Consider the following 25,707-nt stretch of genomic DNA (forward strand, 5'->3'; position numbering starts at 1 on the left):
GTGTCCAGTTCAGCCTTGCCGCCTAGCGTCCGCCAGTGCGCCGAAGGTGTTTCGTCGAAGCTGCCCCGTGCCACACAGTGACAGCTAAACCGATCGATGACGCCTAAAGCATTACGGCAAGCCATAGGTTCCGTCAATGGTGTCGATTGCCAGAAGCAACGTGCTTGTCGCGAGCCATCGCCTGAAGTTCAGGGGAAATGTTTGCGAGAGAAGTGCCTGCAGTGATGAGCCGAACGGCAGTCTTCGCGATGCCCTCCACATCCAGCATCAGGCTGGAGGCAACAACGAGTGCCATCTCGCCGACGTCGGCGGGCTGAGCACCGGCCTCGACGAGCTCGCGGAGCTTGTCGCGGATGGCTTCCTGCAGCGGTTCGGTACGCAGATCTTCGTGGAGGGACGCCAGGGCATGGTCGGACATGATCGTTCCTTTGGAGAGGGGAGGGGGAAAAGGATCGGTCGACTGGGGCCAGGACCGCATGGGGAGCGGCGTTCGCACCGCGAGTGAATTTCAAACAAAAAGTTGCGGGCGGTCCCTCAGCTCATGACGGGGCCGGGGGGCGAGCAGTCCGAAACCTGCCAGTGCCACCGGGATGGAGCAGGTCATCCCATCCACCGCCGGCAGCCTTCTCAGCGGCGAGTGCTGCCGCGGCCTTCTTCCCCAGCGGCGGGGAGGGCGGGGCGATCAGCCGAAGATCCTGCGCAAGTCTCCGGCTCGTCGCCGTCGTCGCTTCGATGGCTCGGACGATCTTCAGGTAGCTGTTGGGAAACTCGGCCTTCGCTGCTCGATCGCGGAGCTCGACCAGCCTCAGCCGGGCCAAGACATAATCGGCCACGGTGTCGAGCTCCGCCTCCGAAACCGGGGTGCCGAGGCTCGAACGGGCTGCGATCACCCTGCGAAACTCGCGCTTCTCGGCCCGTTTCATCCAGGTCGGCGGGCACAGTGCTGCCTTGGCAGTCATGGCATTCCCCTCTGCGAAAGATGGAAAAATCGGCGGACGGTCGGCGGGACGTCCTTACCGAGACCCCAGCGAAAGCCGTCAGCAGCAAAAAAATCTGCGCGTGCGATCCCATGCGGTAGCGAGGTCTTAGGGCTGGGAACTTTGATGTGCCCCCACCCTGTCGCGGGCCTGGTCGGGGCTTGCCACCACCAGCCAACGACGTCGGGGCGGGTTGGGGCGCCCCTTCCGGTTACCTTGCCATTCGCGCACGTGCGCGTGTGCGTGCAGTACGGTGAACCCGCCCCAACCCGCCCCATGTCACTCGCCTCCATGGGATGGGCGTGGCCTGACCTCGACGCCCTCGAACCCGCGGGCGCGGCCACCGACTCCGGTCGGGACGTGCTTGTTCTTCTTGAAGCCGAGCTTATCGAGCCGCTCGCCAAAGCTTGTTTGCGATCCGGTCGGCTCGTTGTTGGACTTCGCGTAATCCGACCACGACGCGAACAGCTCGGACGTGGTGGCCTTCCGGTAAGGGTTGGCTTTGTCGACGATGCAGCGATCATCCAGCCACTGGCTGAAGGTGTCTTGCGCGGTGAAATACTCGTCGGTGGCGTCCTTCACGACCTCGGGCCGCACCAGCCGGTTGGCCTGCCAATCCAGGCATCCCTCGATCATCCAACGAAGGATCGCCGGCCACTCGGCCTGCAGCTTTTCCTCTAGCCTCGGATCGGGCACCGCGGGCTTGAACAGGAACGGGAGCAGGTTGAACCGGCGCCGCGCGGCATCGTCCACGCTGGACAGGCCGGGCTTGTTGTTGCCGATGATGAGCAGCTTCAGAACCGGCGTGAACTCGAATTCGTCCTGACGCATGTAGCGGGCGCGCATGACGTCGCCGCCGGTGAGCTGCTTGATCCGACTCTCGGCCCATTGCCGGCCCTGCTCGGTCTCGGACGCCGTGACGAGGCGGGCCCCTCGCAACGCCGCGATCTCAGTCGGGTGCCGGTCGTGCTTAGCCGCGGTGAACGTCTCCATGGCGGCGTTCAGGGCATAGTCCCGCAGGATTCCTGCAAGCACGTGGATCAGCACGCCCTTGCCGTTGCCGCCGCCACCGAAGGCGAAACATAGGGCCTGCTCGCTGGTGTCGCCTGTGAGGCAGTACCCGGCCCATTGCTGGATAAAGCGGATGTAACCGGCATCACCCTGCGTGACGTCTTGCAGGAACTGCAGCCAGGTCGGGCAGTCTGGGGCTTCCGCCGGAGTGACCGCTGTCAGCTTCGTGATGCGGTCGTTCCGATCGGCGGCCCTGAGCTCGCCGGTCTTCAAGTTGACCGTGCCGTCAGGCGTGCCCAGCAGCCAGGGATCACGGTCCCAGCCCTCGATCGTCACCGCAAAGGCAGGATCGGATCGACAGAACCGCTCGACGCCACCGGCAAAGCTCGTCTTCGAGGCGATGAAGCGGGTCTTCGGATCCTCGTCCGCGCACAGCTCGCGGGCGAGCTCACGTGCCCACTGGAACGCCTTGCCCCGCCGGTTCGGCACCCAGGCCGCTCCGGTCCACTCATGCCATTTGCCGGTGTCGTGGCAGAACAGCAGTTCACCGGTATAACGCTCGGCGAAGGTCCGGGCGGCATGATCCTCGGTGAGGAGGTCGCCGTTGTTGCCGGGGCGGGCGGTTCGGGTCTGCTCGAAGTCGAACAGGCGATAGATATCGTCAGCGCCGGCCGTCATTGCGCGCCTCCCTGCGTCTGAGTTCGGTTCGGGCAATCGAGCCGACGGTTTTCGTCACCTCCTCCGGCTTCATCGGCGGCACGCACCGGACCATGTTCCAGGCCTGGACGAGCTGATGCGCCACTTCCGGATCGACGTAGCGGCGCAGCAGGTGGCCGGTGAGGCTGGTTAGCGACTTGTTGCGATCGCCCTGAGTGACGCCCTCGGTGACGAGCTTGCGCCAGTAAGAGGGATCGCGGCCGGTGCTTGCCTTCGGCTGCGCCAGCGCCGCCACCATCCAGTCCGGCATCGGGGCCGGCGGCACCTCGTCGGGGTGATGGTCCACCGACCATTCGTAAGACCGTCCGGAGGCGTGGAGGCTCGACGGGGCGACGATGTATCCACCGATGCCACGGATATCGAGGCCAGGGGCGAGGTCACCGGCAGAGTTGCGGATCTCGACGCCGGGCGGTGGCCGGAAGAAGATGTGCTGGCCGCCACCGCCGGTGATCGAACGACAAGTCTCCGGCAGGGGACCATGCTCCTCCTCCAGAGCCTGCAGGCTCTCGTCACCGCCGTGACGCGGATCGACATCGAGGACGATGGCCGCACCCGTCACCAGACCGATGTTGGCCTGCGGTGCCGCGGTGAACCAGCGCCGGACGATATGCTCCTCGTTCGTCGCGTTGGTCAGGCCACGGGGTGCCAGCTTCGCCATTGGATGCTTGCCCGCGTCGGTGCAATCGGCCTTGCCACACGTGCAGAAGAGTCGGCCATCGCTAGCGGGCCGCATTCCATGGAGCGGGAAGACCCGGCCGCCACGGTTGGCGAGATAGAGAGCGGCTTCGAGACGATCGCTCATGGCAGCGCCTCCATCGCCTTCCGCAGGCTGGTCTCGATCTGCGCATCCCGATTCGTGCGGCCACGCTCGTAGACCCAGAGGCAGACGTGCTCCGGTGCGTCGCAGTCGAGATCAGCCAGCCCGATCGTGAAGACCCGGCAGCGGATGCCCTTCCGGATCTGCCGAACGGACGTGTACCAGCGCATGCCGGGCGTCAGAACGTTGCCGGGATGGAGCAGCCGGATGATCCGGACTTCGGCCACGGAGGAGACGCGGATGCGATGGTTCCGATCCGGCCGGCGCTCGAAGAACCGGGCGTCGGACAGGATGCTGGGCTCGTTGTCGGCGGTGAGGCGCTTCAGGCGGCGCTGGCCGGCGCGGGGAAGGCGGGCGATGCTCATGCGGCGCCTCCCTGCAGGAAGGCACGTACCTCATCCGGTCCGTGAAACACGCCGCAGACCACGCCTTCGCGGCTGATCAGAGCAACGAGACGGGTTGCCAGCGCAGGGCGCGGGGCGGTATTGTTCAATTCGAGGTTTTTAGCCGAGACCTTCCTTTTTGCGCCGTTGCGGGCTCCAACCCCCGCGACGGCGTTTCCTTTTTTGGAGGTAGAGAGTCCCCCTTTTTGGTTTGCAAATGGGTCGCTAACCCATTGATTTCTCAGGACCGGTTTTTGTCCCGGTTTGCAGGCTTTCCCATTGTCTTCAGTGCCCTGCCCCAATCTACGAATCTGGGGGTCAGAGGTTCGAATCCTTTCGGGCGCGCCAACACTTAGCTAGGTTTCCAGTCTAGCCTGAAACTGCCAAGAGCCATGCCACGGGTAACACCGCGAGCGCCCTGGGAAGTTCACCCTACCCTATCTCGTTCTTGATCCTGCTTCATCGTTCAAGCGACTGACTCGCTGTCCGATCGATTCGGGCGTGGCCTTCCGTGCTGCGCCGTTCGGGACGGATGAAACCAAGGCTATTCTGACGCTTTGATCGATTACGATCCGCCACGGGTTGGCGATCGTTGGCGAACGAAGCCGAAGGAGGGAAGGGTGCCGAGACGTGTCGCGGAGCTGAGGGGAGATCCGGCATTCGGTCAGGCCGTGCATGCGGTGCGGGGAGCCGCGAGCGTCTTGAGCGGACGTGCCGTTACGCAGGAGGAAGCGGAGCTGCTGGTGAGCTTCGCACTTGCCGCCTATGCGAATGCGGGCGGTCTGACCGAGCCCAGCCTGAGCCGCCTTTCGCAATTCTCGAACACGCTGCCGTCCGAGGAGAAGTTCGAGACCCTGCTGAAACACTGATGTGGTTTCGAGACTTGTCGAGCCAAGCGACAGAGGCTGGCTCTTGTCAGAGAAGCGCCTCGCGAGATCCGCCATCCACCATCAGGGAGCTTTCCGTGCAGGATACACCCGAAGCCGATAAGGCCGCGCGCGACATCGCGGAGAACGTTCTGGCTGCCTATGTCAGGCAGGTGAATTCGCGGATCCACCCAGGCGTCGAGCAGACCCTCGTCACGCGTCTGGCCGAGGCCATTCGTCCCCGGATGGATGCTGCGGCGGAAGACCTTGTCGCGATCGCCAATGCGGTACTCGACGATGTCGAGTTGACCGCCCCCGAGATGCGCGGACCCAGGATGACATCCCTGAACCCGATCGACAGATCCGTCACGGCGGCTTTGCGCTGACGGTCGGCGCAGCCGGCGAGAAGCGTCCCGCGCGTGGGGGCATGGGTCGAGCACCTGACGGGGGAGACCATCTGCCATGAGCCGGAGCCGGGATACCTCCTCCACCGCTCTGGATGTGGTTGGCCGGCTGTCGGAAGTTTCTCGGCTCGCGGGCCAGCTGGCAGACCGTGTCCTCGGCGCCCAGATCGCCAGTCAACCCATTCCCGAAGCGCAGATCCATGCGCTGCTCGATGCCGCCATCATCCTCGATGCCTATGCGATGAAGCTGCCACCGCTGCTCGAGCAGATGATCGGCAAGGTCGAGGATGACGAGAGGGACAATCCGGCGGCGGGTTGCAAGGCCGATGGTGCGGGGGTGGACGCCGAGCGCCAGGCTTGGCCGTCGCCCCACTCCGAGGGGACAAAGGGCTGAGAGAACCCTTTGGTCGCGGGATCATCGACCGGTTCGTCAGAGTTGATCGATCACACCCATAGCACGGAGGCAGTTCCATGGCCGACATCCGTCATTCGCGCCCCGACCCTATCGAGCAGGGCGCGCAAGCCCGCATCCATGGTCATCCCAAGGATGCATGTCCCTATCCTCGCGATAGCGAGGAGCGTTTATCCTGGATGGAAGGGTATGACGGCACGCCGCGCGAGGAAGAGCCGGTCCGGCCATCGTACGAAAGGCGTCTTTGAGCGGAAGCCGGGCGCGGCCCATCGCGTGAGAGAACGAAGGGCCGCGTCTGTAAACAAAGCGCGATGAACGGTCAGGCTGCCGTCCGCGCCTCGTAATAGAACGCGGCAATTTCATCGATCAAATCGCGCTTCTGCTCATCGATCAGATCCGAGAGGATGTCGTCACCTTCCCGGTCGATGGCCGATACGAGGCGGATGTCGGGGAAAACTCCCTCGAACGTCACCAGCACTTCCGCCTGGGCGTAGGGATCATGGGGGTCGAGACAGTGATGGCTCATCATTGGGCAAACGGCGCTCACTTCGGTCAAGAACCAAAATGCCATACACGCGGTCAGCCCAGGATAATATATAGCATGATAATGCTTATTCGCGCATCGAGGCGGCACGCCGCCACGCTCTGACCCATTTTGGAGGGGAGCGGCGGAGCGTCGGATACCGCAACGCGGCCCCCGTTTCGACCGCAACGCGACCCCCCCTTCGACCGCCATCCATCGGTCCTTGGCCTCGGTCCGGCGGAACGGCGCATCCTCCCGATGGTTGTCGGCGCGGAGGGCCACCAATGCGCGCAGTGATTTTCGATATCGACGGGACGCTGCTCGACAGTGTCGATCTGCATGCCCAGGCCTGGGTCGATGCCTTCGCCCATTTCGGGGTGGAGACCGATCCCGCTCTGGTCCGGCGCCAGATCGGCAAGGGCGGCGACGAGCTGATGCCGGTCTTCCTGCCGCCGGATCGCGTCGCTCGCGAAGGCGAGACGATTGAGGCTTACCGCTCCGACCTGTTCAAGCGCGAGTACCTGGATCGGGTGCGGCCGTTCCCCGGGGTGAGAGCTTTGTTCGAGCGGATCAGGGCAGCGGATCTACGGATCGCCCTGGGGTCCTCGGGCAAGAAGGACGAAGTCGAGCATTATCAGGAGCTGCTCGGCATCGCCGACCTCGTCGACGTCGTTACGTCTTCGGATGATGTGGAGCGCTCCAAGCCCCATCCCGACATCTTCGAATCGGCCCTGAAGAAACTCGCGCCCCTCGAACCTCGATCGATCGTCGTGGTCGGCGATACGCCCTACGATGCGGAGGCCGCGGCCAAAGCCGGTCTCTCGACGATCGGCGTCCTCTGTGGCGGCTTCCCCGCTGCGGACCTGTCGAAGGCCGGCTGCATCGCGATCTATCGAGACCCGCAGGATCTGCTCGCCGGTTTCGATCGCTCTCCCCTCGTCGCCTGACATCGCCCCATCGGTCCGACACTCCGTCTGAGCGCAGGTCAGGGGCTCGCTTCGTCGCAGCCTGGAACAGGGGCGAGTGGTCGTTCTTATCAGAATGACGCTGCGCACCGCCTGGATGCGAAGTAATGGAGCCAATAAAGATGATGACGATTCGTCGAAGCCTTGCCGTAGCGGCGGCCGTACTCATTGCGGGTCCGGCTTATTCCCAAAGCAAGCCTCTGGCGCCACCGGCAACCGATGCGATGCCGCCGGTCGAGCTGACGGTTGCACTCGAGAATGGAAAGCCCGTCTGCAGTCCGGCCGAGTTGCGGCTGCCCGCCGACACCAATGTGGAGCTTCATATCGTCAGCACGGCGAACGCGCCCGTAACGATCACCGCCGAGGGACAGTTCGAGAACGCCAAGGTGCTGCACGCGGATGGCGACCTCGTCCACGTCATGAGCGAGAAGGGCTACACCGTGAAGCAGAACGGCAAGGGCGTGCTGCGGCTGCGGACCATGAAGGCGGGCGAGACCGCCTATGGCTGCACCAGCACCCGTAATGCCGATGCCCCCTTCGTCGGCAAGCTGATCCTGACGCCACCCGCCGGATGACCAGATGGCGCTCCGGCTCAAAGCCGGGCGCCGTCATCCTCTTGGCCGGCTGCCCTGCCCCTGGCAACTCTTCGGAGATCAGCCTGTCCGGCCACCATTCTCAGTGTCGTTAAGCTATGTCTTAACCGGAAAGCCTCAAGAACCCAGTCTTGAGCGCTGTCGATGCGAGCCATCGCCCTGACCGGCCATCACGGCGCGAACAATCATGCTCGATTGTGAAGGCGCGAGACAATGGCCGTACCGGGTTCAGCACCAGCCAGCCGCAGCGACGGCAAGACCGCCCTGCTGTATCAATTCCAAGATCGCGACGGGACGTACCTTTTCGCCGGGGAGGACCATATCGACGGGGTCCTGATCGGCTCGAAATGGACGATCGGCACGCTGACCTACAGCTTTCCCGCGAGCGGGAGCTTCTACGAAGGGTCCGGTTACGAGGAAAATCCGGGTCAGTTCGGAGACCCCCTCTACCACCAGGCCTTCAATCCGCAGCAGCAGGAGGCGACGCGCTACACCCTCGACCTCGTGGCTTCCTACACTAACCTGAATTTCCAGGAGATCACCGAGACCGCCACGACCCATGCCGAGCTGCGCTTCAGCCAGACCTTCTGGAAAGAGGAGGGCTCGGCCCATGCCAACTTCCCGTCGAGCAATCTCCAAGCCGGGGATGTCTGGTTCGGAACCTACTCCGACCAGCCGTTCTACAGCGTTCCGGCGATCGGAAACTGGGGCCAGGCAACGAACATGCACGAGATCGGGCATGCGCTCGGCCTGAAGCATGGCCATCAAGATTATACCTACGTCCCCCTGAATGGCGACCTCGGTCTCGCCGGTAGCCCGCCCCGCTACGGCACGGCGGCGCTTCCCCTGGAGAAGGACGGGCAGGATTGGTCGCTGATGACCTACCGGTCCGACCCGACCAATTTCGATCATCCGTTCGAAGGCGAGGGGTTCAACCAGCCTCAGACCTACATGCAGGACGACATCGCCGCCCTGCAATTCCTCTACGGCGCCAATTTCCAGACCCAGAGTGGCAACACGACCTATCGCTGGGACACCAAGACCGGCGAGATGTCCATCGACGGCATCGGCCAGGGTGCTCCCACCGCCAACAAGATCTCCATGACCGTCTGGGACGGCAACGGCCGGGACACCTACGATCTCTCCAATTATGCGACCGCCCTCGACGTGGATCTCCGCCCGGGGGCTTTCTCGACCTTCTCCGCCGCGCAGCTCGTCAACCACCAGGCCTATAGCGGCGGCGACGCGATCGCGGTCGGCAACGTCGCCAACGCGCTCCTGCACCAGGGCGATCTCCGCTCCCTGATCGAGAACGCCATCGGCGGCCGGGGGCATGACCGGATCGTCGGAAACACGGCCGATAACCGCCTCGACGGTGGCCTCTCGTCCGACAAGATGTTCGGCCTGACCGGGAACGACACCTACCTCGTCGATGACGGGCGCGACGTGGTGGTGGAGTGGGCCGGCCAGGGAACCGACTACGTGCGGAGCAGCGTCTCCTACGTGCTCGGCGAGAATGTCGAGCACCTGATCCTCATCGGCAATGCCGCGACGAAGGCCACCGGCAACGATGGGGCGAATGCGCTGCGCGGCAATGCGGGCGACAATGCCCTCAATGGCGGGTCCGGACACGACCGGCTCTACGGCAATGACGGCGCTGACACGCTCCTCGGCGGCCTGGGCAACGACCGGCTCGAAGGCGGCGCCGGCAACGACAGGCTCTATGGCGGTTGGGGCAACGACGTTCTCATCGGCGACAGGGGCGACAACGTCCTGATCGGCGGGCGCGGAGACGATCAGTTCTTCCTCGGCGCGGGAGCCAACCGCTCGGTTTTCGACATCCATTCGGGACACGACACGCTGTTCGATTTCAGCGCCTCGAGCGGTGACCGGATCGATCTCTCCGGGCAGAGCTATGTCGTCGGGCGATCCTCCGACGGCTATGCCCTGCTCACCCTGTCGGGCGGCGGTACGGTCGAGCTCGACCATATCCGAGTCTCGCAGGTCGATTCGGGTTTCTTCGTCTGAGAACAGACCTCGCTGAGTCTGACTCATCGAGGCCTGCCCGCGCGACGGCGCGGGGGCGGTCGTGCGCCGGATCTCACTCATCCTGACCTATGGGTCAGGGTCGGTGAGACCGGGTATGAGGCCGTTCATGCCGCATGGTCCGCTTGCAAACCCCATCTCGCCATGGCGGCCGATTGCCCTCCAGCCCGGTCACTCGGTCGCTGGGCGTTTGTTCAAGGGGCTCTCAGGGGAAAGGCGGCCGATTCATCGCTGCTCTTCCACAACGATCGATAAAAGCCCCGCAATGCCGGGTGAGACCTGTTCGCTCTCTTCAGTCTGCAAACAAGCCGATGACTATTGCTGAATGTTAGCCGCCACATAAAGTAAGAATTAATTAATACTTAAGCTTCGTGGGCGATATCGCGCTTGCACATGCAAATGGAGGGCGCAGTCTTCCATGGGTAAGACGGCAACGAATAGGCTATATAATGCTATTTAACAGGGCCGTGAAAGCAGCCACCTCTCGCAATACTCTCTTCGGAGGATTTTCCGGCGTCGCCTCCAAAGCGACGGCGTCGATCGTGATCTCCCTGTTCCTGGTCCTGATCTGCCTGTCGCTATACTTGTTTACGAGCCAGTCTCAGGAAGTCGAGAGGGCGGTCAGGCTGAGCGCCACCAATCTCGGAAACGCCGCGTCCCGGAACGTCAGCAATTGGTTGATCGGCAAATCCGACTTGGCGGAAATGGCCACCCAGCAGATCGTCAAGGGAATGGACGACCGTCAGATCGACAAGGTTCTGGGATCGCCGGCCATGACCAAGTCGTTCATTCTCAGTTCCTTCGGGGACGTCCGGGGGAATTACACGAAGATCCCGAAGGGCCCCATCCGGCCAGGATACGATGCACGCGAGCGTCCTTGGTTCAAGGCTGCGGTCGAAGCCGGGGGCGTCGCCATGACGGACCCCTATATTGCCGCCAGCACCCAGGAAATGACCATCACGATTTCAGCGCCGGTCTATGACGAGACGAAGGAGCTGTTCGGCGTGATCGGCAACGACTTCAGTGTCGATGTCCTTTCGAAGATGATCAACGAGGTCGATATCGGTGGTTTCGGCTACGCCTACCTGGTCTCGAAGACCGGTAAGATCCTCGTCCATTCAAAGGCCGAGCTCCTCGGAAAGCCGCTTTCCGACTTGGTCTCCGGACCCCTTCCGCCGATCGGACCGGCTTTCACGGAGGTGACGGAGGAGGGCCGTTCTACGCTCATGACCTTCGTCCGCGTGCCCAACCTGCCGCCCGCGATGGAATGGTACGTCGCCTTGTCGATCGATCAGGCCAAGGCGTTCGCCCCCGTCCAGCGCCTCAAGTTCGTGATGATCGTCGCAACGCTCTCGGCCCTGGTCATCATGGCCCTCGTCGTCAGCCAGCTCCTGTCACGCACGGTCGCCCGTCCGCTGGGAAGTCTCGTGAAGGTTCTGGAGCACATGTCCGCCGGTCACATCGACACCGAGATCGAGGCCGCCGCCCGGAAGGACGAGATCGGCGCGGTCGGGAGAGCGGTGGAGGGCATCAAGACGATGGTCGCCCAGAAAGCCGCCGACGTGGCCGACCGTGACCGGATCGCCAAGGAAGCCGCTCTCCGCGAGCGCCAGAGCACGATGATGGCGATGGCCGACGATTTCGAGGCGTCCTTCAGCAGTGTCATCGGGCTCGTCGCCTCGTCGGCCACGGAGCTTCAGGCCACGGCCCAGACGATGACATCGGCCGCCAGGCAGACGGCCGGTCGGTCGACCACCGTGGCGGCGGCGGCCGAGGAGGCGGCGACCAACGTCAACACCGTCGCGGCCGCGGCCGAGGAACTGGGATCGTCCGTGCAGGAGATCGGGCGTCAGGTCGATGGCTCCGCCAATCTCGCGCAATCCGCCGTGTCCGAGGCCAGCGAGACCCGCCGTCTCGTGGAGGAACTGAGCGGCAGCGTCGCGCGCATCGACGCGGTGGTCGAGATGATCTCGACGATCGCGAGCCAGACGAACCTGCTCGCCCTCAACGCCACCATCGAAGCGGCGCGGGCCGGGGAAGCGGGACGCGGATTTGCCGTCGTCGCCGCCGAGGTCAAGGAACTCGCCAACCAGACGGCCCAGGCGACCAAGGAGATCTCCGGTCAGATCGCGCGTGTCCAGGGCTCCACCGAGCAGACGGTCCATGCGATCGGCGAGATCGCAGGCCGCCCCCAGGAGATCAATGGTGTCGCGACCGCCATCGCGTCCGCGGTGGAAGAGCAGGGGGCGGCCACCCAGGAGATCGTGCGGAACGTGGCCGAAGCGGCCGCCGGAACGAAGGAGGTGACCTACAACATCTCCGGCGTGGCAGGCGCCGCCGAGGAAACGGAAGCCGCCGCCGCCCAGGTGCTCGTCTCGGCGTCCGAACTCTCGCGTCACTCCGAGTATCTCTCGAGCGAGGTCGGCCGCTTCCTGGCGACCGTGCGGGCCGCCTGACCCCGAGGGCAACACGTCGTCGGGTTTGGACGGACGAAAATGGAAGGGGTGGGACGCCACGGGACGGCGTCCCACCCCTCGTGCCGTTGGAGGAGCCGGACGGCGCCGGCCAGACCCGGCCTCACCCCGTCCCCGCCTCCACGACCCTGACCACGCTGCGGCCGTTGCCGCGTTTCTCCACCCGGACCTGCACGGCGATGCGCTCGATCATCGCCGCCACATGGGTGATGACGCCGACCTTGCGGCCACGGCCCTGGAGCGTCTCCAGGGCGTCGACGGCCAGGTCGAGGGTCTCGGCGTCGAGGGAGCCGAAGCCTTCGTCGATGAAGAGCGTGTCGACGAAGGAATCGCGGCCCTCCAGACCGGACAAGGCAAGGGCGAGGGCGAGGGAGACGAGGAAGCGCTCGCCGCCCGAGAGGCTGCGGGTGGCGCGCACCTCCTCGCCCATGTCCCGGTCGACCACGTGGAGGGAGAGGTTGGCCGGGTCGCCGCGCACCAGCCGGTAGCGCGGGCTCAAGGCCAGCAGGTGCTCGTTGGCGAGCCGGACCAGATGCTCCAGCGTCACCCCTTGCGCGAAGAGGCGGAACTTGATGCCGCTGGCCGAGCCCACGGCGTCGTTCACCGCCTCCCAGACAGAGAAGTCGGCGCGTGCCTCGGTGATCGCCGCCTCCAGCCCCGCCGCGCGCAGGCGCGCCGCGTCGTCCCGTTCGAGATCAGCCGTGATGGCGCCGAGACCCTGTTGATGGGCGGTGATCGTCTCGCCGAGGCCGGACGCCGCCGCTTGCGTGGCGGGACCGTCGATCTCGGGCGCGTCGAGCAGGTTTGCGAGGTCGGCCCGCCGCGTGTCGAGGGCGGTCTCCGCTTCGCGGGCTTCCGCCATGCGGGCTTCCACGGCGAGGCGCAGGGAGGAGCGGATCTCCGGCGCGAGGGCGAGGGCCTCCCGCACGGCCTCGACGCTGCGCGGGGCGCAGGCGGCCGTGAAGACGGCATCGGCCTCCTCGCGCAGCCGCCGGGCCGCGTCGCGGGAAGAGGTCCCGTGCTCGGCCGCCGTCACCGCCGAGGCGAGGGCGGCGAGGGCGGCGGCGCGGGCCTCCTCCGCCCGTTTCAACGCATCGCGGGCGAGCTTGCGCGCGTCGTTGGTCCGGGTCCGATGCAGGCCGGTCTCCTCGCCACCGAGGAGGGGGGTGCGTTCGGCCCGCAGGTCGGCGAGCTTTTCGGAGCGGGCCAGCGCCTGGCGTCCGGCCGCGTCCGCGGCGGCACGGGTGAAGCCCAGGGCCTCGATCGCGCCGGCACGACGCGACGCGAGGGCCTGGACCTCCCGGTCGAGCTCTTCGCGCTGCCGGTCGAGGGCGCGGTGCGCGGCGGCGATCTCGGCCACGCGCCTGGCCGCGCCAGCCCCGTCCCGGTCGAGATCGGCCAGCGACAGGCCGGCGCAAGCGAGATAGGGCGCGATCTCGCGGGCAAGGGAGTCGAGCCGCTCCGTATGGCCCAAAACGCGGACCGTCTCGCCGTTGGCGGTGAGTTCGGCGAGACGCAGGGCCTCGCGCTCGGCGGCGCGGGACAGTTCCGCCGCCTCGATCTCCCGGCCCCCGGCCTCGATCCGCGTCGCGACGGCGTCGATCTCGCCGCGCAATGTCCCGGCCCGCTCCAGCGCGGCCAGCAGCGGCTCGCGTGCGACCTTGAGGGCGTCGATCAGGCCCGTGAGCATGGACACCGCCTCGGCATCGAGCCTTGTCGGGACATGTCCGCCGACCGCCGCATCGCCATGGGTGGCGAGGAGGTGCGGGCGGAGACGAGCATAGGCGGCGTTGGCGCGGTCCAGCGTCTCGATGGCGGCTGCCGCTGCCTGCTCGGTATTGCTCAACCTCGCGCCAGCGGCGGCGCGTGCCGACGCTGCCTCCGCCTGGGATTGTCCGGCGGCGGCGATGGCCGCATCCTGCTCCGCGCGCTGCGCCTTCAGCGCCGCCGCCACCCGCCCGAGCCCATCCTGATCCTGGTCCCGGGCATGCGGATGATCGGTGGCGCCGCAGACCGGGCAGGGCTGATCCTCGATCAGCAGGCTGCGCAGATGGGCGGCCTGCTGCGAGACGGCCTCCTCGGCCAGCTCCGCCAGAGGGGCGACGGCCTTTCGCAGCTCGACCGCGCGGGCCTGCCGGGCGGCAGCCTCCTCCCCGGCGAGCCGCGCGGCCTCCAAGGCCAACCTCGCGGATTCCGCCTCTCTCCGCGCCCGTTCGAGGGCGAGGGACGCCTCCGCGTGGCTGCGCGCGAGGGGCAGCGCCTCGCGCAGCTGCTCGGCGAGCCGGTCGATCGTGCCCGAGCGCGCCCGTGCCGAGGCCTCGCCGACCTGTTCGAGCTCGGTGCTCAGCGCTGCCCGGCGCTCGGCCGCTTGCGTCCGCGCCGCCTTTGCCTGTGTGATCGCCTTGTCCCCCGTGGCGATCGATGCCGAGAGGCGGGAGGCTTCGTCCGTGGCCTTGCGGAGATCGGCCTTGGCCTGGGCCAGTTCCGCGCCGAGGCTCGCGCGCTTGGCGAAGAGCTGCTCGGCCTCGTTCGTCCGATGGGCGAGAAAAGCCCCGCCCGTATCGGCCGCGAACCGGGCGGCGACGTCGCTGCGCGCGATCGCCGCCGCCGCGTGACTGGCATCCAGATGGGCCAGCGCCGTCTGTGCCTCCAGAGCCTTCGCCTTGGCGGCGTCGGCCGCCTCGGCGGCAAGGGCGGATTCGGTGGCGGCCTCGCCGATCCGGGTGTCGAGCTCGGCCGCCCGCGTCCAGACCGGCCCCAGCGCCTTGAACCCGATCTCCGACGCCTCGTCCGCCTTGGCGGCCTCGTCATGACCCACCCGCGCGGCTTCGGCCCGCGCTTCGGCCTCGCCGCGCGTCGTCAGGGCCAGTGCCAGGGCGGCTTCGGCGGCGGCGAGATCCCGCTCTGCCCGAGCCGCATTCCTCGCCGGCTCGCGAAGGGGCTCGACCGCGTCGAACTCGGCCAGGCGAAGGCTGTCGGGCCGATGGATGTCCAGGGCCTCGCGCGCCAGGGCGAGGCGGGCTTCGGCCGCCGCCACCTGACCCCGTGTGTCGGCGATGCGCCGCGCATGGGCCAGCGCCGCGTTCAGCTCCGCCAGACGGCCGGACAACTCCGCCACCTCGGCGAGGAGCCGCGCCCGCTCGGCGTGTTTCTCCGCCCGCGCCGCCTCGTCGAGGAGGCCGACGGCGTCGCGATGAGCCTCCAGCTCCTTCACCTTGGCGCGCTCCGCCTCGGTGCCGGCATGAACCCGTTTCGAGATCTCGGAATAGATCGCCGTGCCGGTGATCTTCTCCAAGAGTTCCGCGCGCTCGCCCTCGGCGGCGAGGAGGAACGCGTCGAACTCGCCCTGGGCCAGCAGGACGGTGCGGCGGAACTGGTCGAAGGTGAGGTCGGTGAGGTCGCAGATCGCGGCGTCGACGAGGCCGGCCTTGCTGTCGCCGACGGAGCTCCCATCCGCGAGCCGGGTGAGGGAACGCGTCTTGTTCTGGAGACGGCCATTGGCCTTGCCGCGCGCCCGGTAGACCGACCATCGCGCGCAGTAGCTCTGCCCGTCCCGGCCGATGAAATCGACCTCGGCGAAGCCCTCCGTCGCCCCCCGCCGCAGGATCGCCCGCTCGTCGCCGATGGTGATGGGATCGCCGCCGGGATCGGGCGCGCGCTCGCGGCCGCTCGTGGCGACACGCGGATAGCGCCCGTAGAGCGCTAGGCAGAGGGCGTCGAGGATGGTCGACTTGCCCGCCCCCGTCTCGCCGGTGATGGCGAAGATCCCGGTGGCGCCGATGGGGCCGCCGGACAGGTCGACGGAGAAGGGAGCCGCCAGGCTCGCGAGATTTTCGCCGCGTATCGCCAGGATGCGCAAGGGTCGTGGCCTCGTCTCAAGAAGTCAGGGGGATGCGGGGAAGGGTGTCATAGCCCAGGATGACGAGCGGACGAGGGTGATGCAGACGCCGCGCAACGATGTCCACACGCGGCGGGATGGCGGCAGGGCTTCGAACTCGGGTGAACGGGATGTGGCATGACACTGAACAAGCCACGTCGTCATTCCGGGGCCGCATCGCTGAGCCCGGAATCCAGAGCCGCTCCGTGGGCTCGATAGGGCACGCCCGGCGGATCTGGCTCGCACGCCTCTGGCGCGGCCCTCCGGGGCCGGGCTCGCCTTCGGCGCTCCGGAATGACGGCGCGGGTGCCAAAATCGGTGTGAACGGTCCCGCAGACCGGATGGCATCGACCCGAATTCGGAGCTCTTGGGATGGCGGACGCGCAAAGTCGCTCATCTTGACTGCGCCCCCTCTGAGAACGCCGGGAGGAAACGAGCGGTCTCTTCGGAGGAGAAAACGAGATCGAAGAGTGTGGCATCTGCCGCGTGCCGCGCTTGGAAGCTCTTCGGCGCCTGTCATGAGGCCACATCTCACGACCTTATCGCCGACGACCCATCCGCAATCCACCCAAGCCAGCCGTGGAACGGACAGACAGGTCCCGCCCCAACACCACCGTGAGAAGCAGGTTTTGTCGGGCTCGAAAGCCGACATAGGAACATGGCTCCACCAATCCTAAGGGAGGCTGGAGTGTGACATCGCGCCACAAACGATGCGATGAGACGCTACGCCAAGACTTCCGAGCGCAACAGTAGAATCCCTTCATATGCGTCTGTCGCGCATCGTGCTAATGCCCCTCGAAATATTTAATTAAGAGGGGGAAAATACAATGGCTAACTCGGTAAGCAAAGGGCTGAAGTTCGAATATTTCGATGCGGCCTTGAACGTTGCAAATCTAGCCGTCAACTTGGTCTCGCTGATTCCTGGTGTCGAACTCCCTAAAGAATTGACCCAGCTCTTCGGTGGTGCAGACACGGATCCGACCGTGGAACGCCTGGATGAAATGAGCGAGCAGCTCGATCAGATCGTCGAGCTGAACAAAAAGGTACTTGCGGCAGTCGATGAAGTTAGGAACGATATCGATCGAAATATTCTATCAAATATCAAGTCCGACGTAAGCGATGCTAAAACTTACGTCCATCAGTACCTAACAACAAGCGATCCTGAACTGGCAAACAGCTACCTGTTTGAGGCGGAAAGACTCTCGACATCTGCGGTCACACGGGCAAAGAACTATCTTTTGGATAGCAATGCCGATGCCGCCATTGCCGTTCCGGCGCTGCTATCCGCAATTACCACTCGAATTGCCGTCATTCGCGAGATCGGCGATGGGGCAACGTCCAGCGCACAATACAAAGAGACATTGCAGACGGCAATCGAATCGCTGTCCACGGGTATCGAAAAGTTCGAAGAGTCCGCTCAGAACAATATGCCGGCGAAGCTCGATGTGTATGAGAGGCAATCCGGTGATTTCACGCAAGTATGGATCAGGGTTTCCTACGAGCCGGCGTCCGGATCGATTTTTCAGGCCGAAATATTCGCAGGGGACAAGGGGACTGCATCGGTACAGCAGATGCTCGATGCGACAACCCTCATTTACGCCAATGGATCTCAATCCCTAAGAGAAGTGACTGATTATAGTGCCATCAAAGATCTATACATAAGGCGCGCACCTGTAGAGCAAACAACAAAACCGAATTTTTTGAATGATTTCAATAAATTAGAAGAAGATACCTTCAACGATTATTTCAGAGAAGCAAGAGGCATTGAAAAGCTCGAAAAATCTGCCGCTGCCCTGCTGAGCTTGACGCAAGGTCAGCATATCAAGGGTACGAACAACGACGACACCAATCTTCGGGCTGATTCGAGCCGCGATGTGATCACCACCAAATGGGGTGAGAAGTTGCTCGCCCCTCACACGCTTGAGGGCCTGAAAGGCAACGACACCCTCTTCGGCGGCCAAGGCGGCGACACGCTCCGGGGCGGCGGCGGCGGGATCGTCTACAGCGCAGAGGGCGACGGCAACGATACCCTTCACGGCAACGGCGGCGACGACATCCTGATCGGCGGCACGGGCAACGACCGGCTCGACGGCGGCGTCGGCGACGACCGTATGGACGGCGGCGACGGCGTCGACATCGCGAGCTACAAATCGGCGAAGGCCGGCGTGATCGTGTCCCTCGATGAGCAGGACTGGCAGGCGGTCGTCCCAGAAAAGACGATCGTGTTTCAACCAGACCCTTTCCCCTCCGAGGGGGGAGTCATCATCACCCCCCCTCCCATCATAACAACGATCCCGGCGGAAAAGGACCGCCTCCTGAACATCGAGAACCTCGAAGGCAGCGAGTTCAGCGATCGGCTCACGGGTGACGAAGGGAAAAACGTCATCCTCGGTTTGGCCGGCAACGACATTGTCAACGGCGGTAGGGGCGCGGACCGGATGGCGGGCGGCGTCGGCAACGACACCTACGTGGTCGACAACGCTGGGGATGTCGTCGTCGAGGCGGCCAATGCCGGCACAGACACTGTCCGCTCGTCCGTCAGCGTCACGTTAGCGGCCAATGTCGAGAACCTGACACTCACCGGCACCGCCGCCATCAACGGCACCGGTAACGCGCTGGCCAACACGATCCTGGGCAATGGCGGCGCCAACATCCTCGACGGCAAGGCTGGAGCCGACACGCTTCAGGGTTTCCGCGGCAACGATATCTACTATGTCGACACTGCTGGCGACCGTGTGTTCGAGGCGGCGGGTGGCGGCACCGACCGGGTGTTGACGAGCATCAGCTACGTGCTCGGAGCCGGTCAGGAGATCGAGCGGCTCGGCACGACGAGTGAGGCCGGCACCACCGCGATCAATCTCAGTGGCAACGAACTTGCCAACACCCTGGTGGGCAATGCGGGTGCCAACACCCTCGACGGTGGCGCTGGCGCTGACCTGCTCTATGGCCGCGCCGGCAACGACACCTACCTCGTCGACACTGCCGACGACCGTGTGTTCGAGGCGGCGGGTGGCGGCACCGACCGGGTGTTGACGAGCATCAGCTACACGCTCGGAGTCGGTCAGGAGATCGAGCGGCTCGGCACGACGAGTGCGGCTGCCACCACCGCGATCAATCTCAGTGGCAACGAACTTGCCAACACCCTGGTGGGCAATGCGGGTGCCAACACCCTCGACGGTGGCGCTGGCGCTGACTTGCTCTATGGCCGCGCCGGCAGCGACACCTTCGTGTTCTCGACGGCCTTAGGTTCGAGCAACATCGACCGCCTCACCGATTTCGCGGCGGCGGATGACACGATCCAGTTGGCGCGGGACGTGTTCTCCGCCCTCTCGGCGGGTGGCCTCGCGTCGAGCGCCTTCAAGGATCTCGGCAATACCGACGCCGTGGTCGATTCCAACGACCGCATCCTCTACAACCACGTCACCGGTGCGCTCTCCTACGACGCCGATGGTAGCGGCACGGCCAAAACGGCCATCCAGTTCGCCGTCATCGACACCAAGGTCACGCTGACCCACGCCGACTTCCTGGTGGCGTAAACCCGTGACACGCCCTGGCCGGACACTTTGCGTTCGGCCAGGGCTTCTTGATTCTCAGAGCTCTGGGCCACCTACGCAAGATATCGCCGTGGGTGGTCTGCCAGCACGTCGCACGCGCCTCACAGGAACGGGTCGCCGCCGGCCGGGATGGGTTCTCCGCTCTCGAGCCCTCATAAGCATTTGGCCGTCTTGTCACGGCACCTCACCTCAGGCGTGCTGTAGCAAGCGGCGCGAGCCCTAGCGGATCGGCGGACAGGGGACGTTGCAGAACGTCTGGACGTAGCTGGGCGAGACGTGAGGACCTCATCGGGGTCGGCTCCTCAGATCGGTGCCGGCGTCTCCCGCTCATTGATCGAAGCTTTCAAGTGGGAGTCCGACGAAGCCTTGGATGATGCCCGTCAAGGGCGTTCCTCGCCCAAAAGCAGACTGGCGAAAATCCACCCTTCCCGGACGTTGAGCGATCGGTACCAAGCGTCGGATTTCCACCACCAGGAATCGGAACGGGAGCCTGGGGGCGATCTTTCAGGGCGACCTTTCAAACGGAGATACTGACCGGCAGGCGCCGCGACTTTGACATCGGACACCGGCTCGTGTCATCGGGCCGCGATGACGATGCGAGACCTTCCCCCCGGTGAAGGCCCCCTTGGCACGGGCTCCGGCGGGGAACGGCGGGTCGACCTTGGCCGTTGGCAGAGGCATCGCTTCTGTGCGGGCGCGCGATCCGATCCCGCATCGGGCCATCCTGCATCGAGCATGGCGACGAAGGAAGGGTGGCAGTGAGTGTCCTCGTGAACGGCGGCGAGTGCGGCGCGCTGATCGAGGCCGCGGATTGGTCTGCGACGCCCCTCGGACCCTTCGAGTCCTGGCCTGTTTCCCTCCGCACGCTGACGGCGATGATGGTCGCCTCGCGCCAGCCCATGTTCATCACCTGGGGGCCGTCGCGGATCGTCCTCTACAACGACGCCTATGCGCTGTTGCTCGGCCACAAGCACCCGGACGCGATGGGGCGGCCCATCGCGGAGGTCTGGTCGGAGATCTGGAGCGACCTCGCGCCCATTGTCGCCGATGCCTATGCGGGACTCTCCATCCAGATGGACGATGTCTCCTTCGTCATGGAACGCAACGGCTTTCCTGAGGAGACGCATTTCGCCTTCTCCTACACGCCGGTGCGGGAAGAGGACGGCTCCGTCGCGGGTTTCTTCTGCGCCTGCACCGAGACGACCGGCCGGGTCGGCGCCGAGACCCGGCTGCGCGAGAGCGAGGCCGAGGTGCGGGGCGTCCTCGACGGGATGGGCGAGGGCTTCCTCCTGCTCGACCGCGATTTCCGTGTCCGCCGCATCAACGCCGAGGGCCTGCGCCTCGACGGGCGTCCCTCCGAGGCGATCCTCGGCCGTCACCTCCTCGACGTGTGGCCGGATGCCGAGCGGATGCCGACCTGGCCGCTCTACCGCCGCGCCATGGCCGAGCGGGCCTCGGCCGAACTCACCTACCGCCATACCTCGACGCAGCAGGACATCTGGATCGAGGTGCGGGTCTACCCGTCGGGAAGCGGCCTCTCGGTCTTCTACCGCGACATCAGCGAGCGCAGAGCGTCCGAAGAGGCCCTGCGCGAGCGTGAGGAGCGCCTGCGCCTCGTGATGGAGGGCGCGCGCGACCACGTCGTCTTCACCATGAACCCGCAGGGCGTCATCACGAGCTGGTCGGCGGGCGCCGTCGAGGTTCTCGGCTGGAGCGTCGCCGATGCGCTCGGCCGTCACGGTTCGATGATCTTCACGCAGGAGGACCGGGCGAAGGGGATCGATGCCGGGGAGATCTCCAGGGCCGTCGAGACCGGCCGCGCCGATGCCGAGCGCTGGCACCAGCGTTCGGACGGGACGCGCGTGTTCCTCGCCGGCTCCCTCCACCGGCTGCCGCCGGACCTGCAGGGCCGCTCGCCCGGCTTCCTTCGGATCGCCCGGGACGAGACCCAGCGCAGGGCGCAGGCCGAAGCGCTGACGGAGAGCGAGGCGCGGTTCCGCAACATGGCGGACCACGCCCCCGTGATGATGTGGGTCACGATTCCGGACGGGTCCTGCATCTATCTGAACCGGCGCTGGTACGAGTTCACCGGGCAGACCGAGGCGGAGGCCCTCGGCCTCGGCTGGACCAAGGCGACGCATCCCGACGACGAGGGGCTGGCGGCGGACACCTTCCTGTCCGCCAATGCTTCGCATGAGCCCTTCCGGGTCGAGTATCGCCTGCGCCGGGCCGACGGCACCTATCGCTGGGCCATCGATGCGGCGACCCCGCGCTTCGGCACGGAGGGCGAATTCCTCGGCTATGTCGGCTCGGTCATCGACATCGACGAGCGCCGGGAGGCGGAGGAGCGCCTGCGCCAGAGCGAAGGGCGTTTCCAGGCCATCGCCGATTCCATCGACCATATGGTGTGGTCGACCCTGCCGGACGGGCACCACGATTACTTCAATCAACGCTGGTACGACTATACCGGCGTCCCGGCGGGTTCCACCGACGGCGCGGGCTGGAACGGCCTCTTCCACCCCGACGACCAGGACAAGGCCTGGACGGTCTGGCGCCATAGCCTGGAGACGGGCGAGCCCTACCATATCGAGTATCGCCTGCGGCACCGGTCGGGCCAGTACCGCTGGGTGCTGGGGCGGGCGCAGCCCGTGCGCGACACAGGCGGCCGGATCGTGCGCTGGTTCGGCACCTGCACCGAGATCCAGGACATCGTCGAGGCGCGCGACGTGCTGGCCCGCTCGCGGGCGGAGCTCGAACGCGAGATCGCCGAGCGCATCCAGGAACGCGTGCGGATCTGGACGCTGATCCCCGACCTGCTGATGTCGGGCACCCTGGGCGGCCAGTTCCTCAGCGTGAACCCGGCCTGGAGCAAGATGCTCGGCTACGACGAGGCGACCCTGCTGGCGACGCCGTTCTGGCAGATCATCCACCCGGATTTCCTCGATGTCAGCGCCGGTGTCGTCGAGGCGATGCGCCAGGGCCGCACCATGCGGCACCAGAACCAGATCCGCACGGCGGCCGGCGAGTATCGCTGGTTCGATTGGGTCAGCGCGCCGGTGGGCGACGTTTTCTACGCGGTGGCGCGCGACATCACCGAGGAGAAGGCCCGCGAGGCCGCTCTCGCCCAGACCCAGGAGGCCCTGCGTCAATCGCAGAAGATGGAGGCGGTGGGCCAGCTCACCGGCGGCATCGCCCACGACTTCAACAACCTGCTCACCGGCATTTCGGGCAGTCTCGAATTGCTGCAGACCCGCATGGCGCAGGGGCGCCTGACCGAACTCGACCGCTACATCAACGCCGCGCAGGGCGCCTCGCGCCGGGCGGCGGCCCTGACCCATCGGCTGCTGGCCTTCTCGCGTCGCCAGACGCTGGACCCGAAGCCCACCAACGTGAACGCCCTGGTCTCGGGGATGGAGGAACTGATCCGCCGCACGGTCGGGCCGGCGGTGACGATCGAGGTGGTCGGCGCAGCGGGCCTGTGGCCGGCTTTGGTGGACCCCAACCAGCTCGAGAACGCGCTGCTGAACCTCTGCATCAACGCGCGCGACGCCATGCCGGATGGCGGCCGCCTCACCATCGAGACCGCCAACAAATGGCTCGACGGGCACGCCGCCCGCGAACGCAACCTCGAACCCGGCCAGTATCTCTCCCTCTGCGTCAGCGACAATGGCACCGGCATGACGCCGGAGGTGATCGCCCGCGCCTTCGATCCGTTCTTCACCACCAAGCCGCTGGGCGAGGGCACCGGCCTCGGCCTGTCGATGATCTACGGCTTCGTGCGGCAATCGGGCGGCGAGGTGCGGATCTATTCCGAACTCGGCGAGGGCACGACCATGTGCCTCTACCTGCCGCGCCATTACGGCGAAGCCTCCGAGGTGGACGAGGCCGGCGCCTTCGCCGCCGCGCCGCGCGCGCAACGGGGCGAGACCGTGCTCATCGTCGATGACGAGCCCACCGTGCGCATGCTCGTGACCGAGGTGCTCGAAGAGCTCGGCTACACCGCCATCGAGGCGGCAGACGGGGCCTCCGGCCTCAAGGTGCTGCAATCGGACGTGCGCATCGACCTCCTCGTCACCGATGTCGGCCTGCCCGGCGGCATGAACGGCCGCCAGATGGCCGACGCGGCTCGGGTGGCGCGGCCCGACCTCAAGATCCTGTTCATCACCGGCTATGCCGAGAACGCCGTGGTCGGCAACGGGCATCTCGAGCCCGGCATGCAGGTGCTGACCAAGCCCTTCGTGATGGAAGCGCTGGCCGGCCGGATCAAGGACATGATCGCCTCCGGGTAGGGCTGAGGACGGCACCCGAACCCTCGTCTCCCTTCGGGGCGGCCCGACGCGAGGGTGGCGGCGCTCGTCACCCGCCCGTAGGGAGGAGAGTCTTTGGCTCGGAAGGGGTTTATCCGGCTGTTTTCAGACAAAGACCTAACTGTATTTTAAATAGCGGAGTCATATTGGATCAGATCGGTTTCGGCACAAACCTGTTCTGTAGGGGTTCAAGATGGCGCAATTTCGTTATACGGCGAACGGCAATTATGACTTCGACAAATCCGAGTTAAAATATCAAGATTCAATCAACACGGAAGCCAGGACGCTCGATTTCGGTCCCGGATCGGCGATTTCAGGGTATAGCCAATATGGAGACGAGTTTATCTACTTGATAGATGGCCCGGAATTCGAGGCGGTATTCCGTTCCTCCGGCGTGACGATCCAGGAAGTCGGCCTCTACGGCGATTCTAGCGACTTCGACTACGTCACGCGGGTCACCGGCGGGGATTTCGGGGATGTGTTCCGCACGGGCGACGGCGACGACGTCCTGAACGGCGGCGGCGGCAACGATGTGCTGGAGGGCGGTCGCGGCGCCAACGCCTTCGACGGCGGCACGGGCACGAACACGCTGAGCTACGAGCATTTCGATACGCCCGGCGGCTCGTTCGGAATGATTGTCGACTTGTCGACCGGCCAAGCCAGCGATTGGTCAACTGGCACGGCCGTCAAAGATACGTTCTCGAATATCTCAAATGTTCGAGGATCGCTGTATAAAGATGGTGTAACCGGTGACAATCACAGCAACGTCATAGAAGGCGGTGCGGGTGATGACGAAATGATCGGCGGTGGTGGCCTCGATACTCTGAGCTATGCGCATTCGAGCGAGAGCGTGAATGTCGATCTTGATCGAGAATTTGGTATCGGAGGCGACGCGGAGGATGATCAATTTACATCGTTCAAGAACATTCTCGGCAGTACGTTCGGCGATGCACTCTACGGAGACGGCGGTGCCAACACGCTGTACGGCAATGGCGGCGCTGACGAATTGTACGGACGGGGTGGCGACGATCGCCTCGTCCTCAGCAGCTCGCCCGCGAAGGTGCAGGGCGACGAGGGAACGGACCTGCTCTTCATCCTCACGGGCAACCTTGTCGAGCTCACCGAGCTTTCGTTCACCAGCTCTGCCAGTATCGAGAAGGTCTACGTCCGCAACCAGGCAGCTCTCGACATGACGGGTGTCGATGTCGGCACGAAGATCTATTCGCAGAGCCAGGCCAACGGTTTCTCCATCATCACTGGCACGGACAGTGCCGACCGCATCGTGGCCGGAAAGGGCGGCGACACCCTCAACGGCGGTCAGGGTGGCGATGCCCTCTTCGCCGGCGCGGGAGCCAACGTCTTCATCTTCGCCTCGGGTGATGGCCGCGATGTCATTCGCAGGTTCGAGGCGGGCAGCGACGTCATCGACGTCAGCATGCTCGCGAGCAGCATGGATGGGCTGAAGATCGGATCTTTCCACGGCGAGGCCAACACGATCATCACGTTCACGGGCGATTCCGGACCGTCCGACAAGATCATCCTGCTCGGCGTAACGGCCGATTCCGTGACGGAAGGCAGCTTCGTCTTCTAAGGTCTGCACCCTCCTCCGGCCTGCCCGGTCGCGCGATCCCAGCAGCGCGACCGGGCAATCGTCTATGCCGAGCACCGTGGTCGGCAACGGTCCTCTGGCATGCGGGTGCCGGCCGGCCGCATTGAGGACATGATCGCCTCCGGGCGGGGCTTAAGGACGGCATCCGGCCCTCGCCCCCTTCGATGCAGCC

Annotated in this window: 18 protein-coding genes; 11 read left to right on the plus strand and 7 right to left on the minus strand. The window is 65.3% G+C overall.

The annotated features are described in order from the left end of the window. Window positions 1-133 precede the first annotated feature (133 nt). From ACYQOP_RS07140 to ACYQOP_RS07160, 5 genes are all read right to left on the minus strand, one after another. On the minus strand, window positions 134-418 hold the full coding sequence (locus tag ACYQOP_RS07140) for a hypothetical protein (RefSeq protein WP_461221860.1): 285 nt from the start codon (window positions 416-418) through the stop codon (window positions 134-136). Between the two features lie 121 nt (window positions 419-539). After that, entirely contained in the window at window positions 540-959 is a 420-nt protein-coding gene (locus ACYQOP_RS07145; protein WP_461221862.1) for a hypothetical protein, read from the minus strand. 297 nt (window positions 960-1,256) lie between these two features. Then, window positions 1,257-2,666 (minus strand): phage/plasmid primase, P4 family, encoded by a 1,410-nt coding sequence (locus ACYQOP_RS07150; protein WP_461221864.1) that lies wholly within the window; start codon window positions 2,664-2,666, stop codon window positions 1,257-1,259. Next, a complete protein-coding gene (locus ACYQOP_RS07155) occupies window positions 2,650-3,507 on the minus strand; it encodes a bifunctional DNA primase/polymerase (protein ID WP_461221866.1) in 858 nt (285 codons plus the stop codon). The genes ACYQOP_RS07150 and ACYQOP_RS07155 overlap by 17 nt, the downstream gene beginning before the upstream one ends. Further along, a complete protein-coding gene (locus ACYQOP_RS07160; RefSeq protein WP_461221867.1) occupies window positions 3,504-3,887 on the minus strand; it encodes a hypothetical protein in 384 nt (127 codons plus the stop codon). Before ACYQOP_RS07160 ends, ACYQOP_RS07155 begins: the two co-directional genes overlap by 4 nt. A gap of 638 nt (window positions 3,888-4,525) precedes the next feature. Between ACYQOP_RS07160 and ACYQOP_RS07165 the strand changes: the two genes are divergently transcribed. The 4 genes from ACYQOP_RS07165 to rmf all read left to right on the plus strand — a co-directional run bounded on the left by ACYQOP_RS07165 (window position 4,526) and on the right by rmf (window position 5,835). Beyond that, on the plus strand, window positions 4,526-4,774 hold the full coding sequence (locus ACYQOP_RS07165; protein WP_461221869.1) for a hypothetical protein: 249 nt from the start codon (window positions 4,526-4,528) through the stop codon (window positions 4,772-4,774). A gap of 95 nt (window positions 4,775-4,869) precedes the next feature. Continuing rightward, window positions 4,870-5,157 (plus strand): hypothetical protein, encoded by a 288-nt coding sequence (locus ACYQOP_RS07170; RefSeq protein WP_461221871.1) that lies wholly within the window; start codon window positions 4,870-4,872, stop codon window positions 5,155-5,157. Between the two features lie 76 nt (window positions 5,158-5,233). Beyond that, window positions 5,234-5,569: a hypothetical protein gene (locus ACYQOP_RS07175; protein WP_461221872.1), complete on the plus strand. Its 336-nt coding sequence runs from the start codon at window positions 5,234-5,236 to the stop codon at window positions 5,567-5,569. A gap of 77 nt (window positions 5,570-5,646) precedes the next feature. Then, window positions 5,647-5,835, plus strand: coding sequence for a ribosome modulation factor (gene rmf, locus ACYQOP_RS07180; protein ID WP_207411070.1), 189 nt, complete (start codon window positions 5,647-5,649; stop codon window positions 5,833-5,835). Between the two features lie 71 nt (window positions 5,836-5,906). Here the strand turns inward: rmf and ACYQOP_RS07185 are convergent, their stop codons facing one another. Further along, complete coding sequence (locus ACYQOP_RS07185) at window positions 5,907-6,158, minus strand: hypothetical protein (protein ID WP_461221874.1); 252 nt, start codon at window positions 6,156-6,158, stop codon at window positions 5,907-5,909. A 236-nt stretch (window positions 6,159-6,394) separates the two neighbouring features. On the opposite strand from ACYQOP_RS07185, the gene ACYQOP_RS07190 reads away from it, so the two are divergent. From ACYQOP_RS07190 to ACYQOP_RS07205, 4 genes are all read left to right on the plus strand, one after another. Beyond that, window positions 6,395-7,057, plus strand: coding sequence for an HAD family hydrolase (locus ACYQOP_RS07190; protein ID WP_207411069.1), 663 nt, complete (start codon window positions 6,395-6,397; stop codon window positions 7,055-7,057). Window positions 7,058-7,197: 140 nt separating this feature from the next. Next, the gene (locus ACYQOP_RS07195) at window positions 7,198-7,650 is read left to right on the plus strand and encodes a cupredoxin domain-containing protein (RefSeq protein ID WP_156467635.1); all 453 of its coding nucleotides are present in this window, start codon (window positions 7,198-7,200) and stop codon (window positions 7,648-7,650) included. 231 nt (window positions 7,651-7,881) lie between these two features. Beyond that, a complete protein-coding gene (locus ACYQOP_RS07200) occupies window positions 7,882-9,696 on the plus strand; it encodes a M10 family metallopeptidase (protein WP_461221877.1) in 1,815 nt (604 codons plus the stop codon). A 485-nt stretch (window positions 9,697-10,181) separates the two neighbouring features. Next, on the plus strand, window positions 10,182-12,170 hold the full coding sequence (locus tag ACYQOP_RS07205) for a methyl-accepting chemotaxis protein (protein ID WP_461221878.1): 1,989 nt from the start codon (window positions 10,182-10,184) through the stop codon (window positions 12,168-12,170). 121 nt (window positions 12,171-12,291) lie between these two features. Here ACYQOP_RS07205 and ACYQOP_RS07210 read toward each other — a convergent pair whose 3' ends face one another. Further along, a complete protein-coding gene (locus tag ACYQOP_RS07210) occupies window positions 12,292-16,047 on the minus strand; it encodes an AAA family ATPase (protein ID WP_461221880.1) in 3,756 nt (1,251 codons plus the stop codon). Window positions 16,048-16,892: 845 nt separating this feature from the next. On the opposite strand from ACYQOP_RS07210, the gene ACYQOP_RS07215 reads away from it, so the two are divergent. The 3 genes from ACYQOP_RS07215 (at window position 16,893) to ACYQOP_RS07225 (ending at window position 25,517) form a co-directional block, all read left to right on the plus strand. Continuing rightward, on the plus strand, window positions 16,893-19,601 hold the full coding sequence (locus tag ACYQOP_RS07215) for a calcium-binding protein (protein WP_461221881.1): 2,709 nt from the start codon (window positions 16,893-16,895) through the stop codon (window positions 19,599-19,601). Window positions 19,602-20,377: 776 nt separating this feature from the next. Beyond that, entirely contained in the window at window positions 20,378-23,908 is a 3,531-nt protein-coding gene (locus ACYQOP_RS07220; RefSeq protein ID WP_461221883.1) for a hybrid sensor histidine kinase/response regulator, read from the plus strand. A gap of 211 nt (window positions 23,909-24,119) precedes the next feature. Continuing rightward, entirely contained in the window at window positions 24,120-25,517 is a 1,398-nt protein-coding gene (locus ACYQOP_RS07225) for a calcium-binding protein (RefSeq protein WP_461221884.1), read from the plus strand. The last annotated feature ends 190 nt before the right edge of the window (window positions 25,518-25,707 follow it).

This window comes from Methylobacterium sp. CM6247 (genome assembly GCF_054817925.1).

Excerpts from the sequence above, each read along its gene's own strand:
- ACYQOP_RS07140 (WP_461221860.1), bottom strand. The coding sequence starts at position 418 with ATGTCCGACCATGCCCTGGCGTCCCTCCACGAAGATCTGCGTACCGAA.
- ACYQOP_RS07150 (WP_461221864.1), bottom strand. The coding sequence starts at position 2,666 with ATGACGGCCGGCGCTGACGATATCTATCGCCTGTTCGACTTCGAGCAG.
- ACYQOP_RS07175 (WP_461221872.1), top strand. The coding sequence starts at position 5,234 with ATGAGCCGGAGCCGGGATACCTCCTCCACCGCTCTGGATGTGGTTGGC.
- ACYQOP_RS07225 (WP_461221884.1), top strand. The coding sequence starts at position 24,120 with ATGGCGCAATTTCGTTATACGGCGAACGGCAATTATGACTTCGACAAA.
- ACYQOP_RS07215 (WP_461221881.1), top strand. The coding sequence starts at position 16,893 with ATGGCTAACTCGGTAAGCAAAGGGCTGAAGTTCGAATATTTCGATGCG.
- ACYQOP_RS07200 (WP_461221877.1), top strand. The coding sequence starts at position 7,882 with ATGGCCGTACCGGGTTCAGCACCAGCCAGCCGCAGCGACGGCAAGACC.
- rmf (WP_207411070.1), top strand. The coding sequence starts at position 5,647 with ATGGCCGACATCCGTCATTCGCGCCCCGACCCTATCGAGCAGGGCGCG.
- ACYQOP_RS07195 (WP_156467635.1), top strand. The coding sequence starts at position 7,198 with ATGATGACGATTCGTCGAAGCCTTGCCGTAGCGGCGGCCGTACTCATT.
- ACYQOP_RS07145 (WP_461221862.1), bottom strand. The coding sequence starts at position 959 with ATGACTGCCAAGGCAGCACTGTGCCCGCCGACCTGGATGAAACGGGCC.
- ACYQOP_RS07190 (WP_207411069.1), top strand. The coding sequence starts at position 6,395 with ATGCGCGCAGTGATTTTCGATATCGACGGGACGCTGCTCGACAGTGTC.
- ACYQOP_RS07160 (WP_461221867.1), bottom strand. The coding sequence starts at position 3,887 with ATGAGCATCGCCCGCCTTCCCCGCGCCGGCCAGCGCCGCCTGAAGCGC.
- ACYQOP_RS07185 (WP_461221874.1), bottom strand. The coding sequence starts at position 6,158 with ATGGCATTTTGGTTCTTGACCGAAGTGAGCGCCGTTTGCCCAATGATG.
- ACYQOP_RS07155 (WP_461221866.1), bottom strand. The coding sequence starts at position 3,507 with ATGAGCGATCGTCTCGAAGCCGCTCTCTATCTCGCCAACCGTGGCGGC.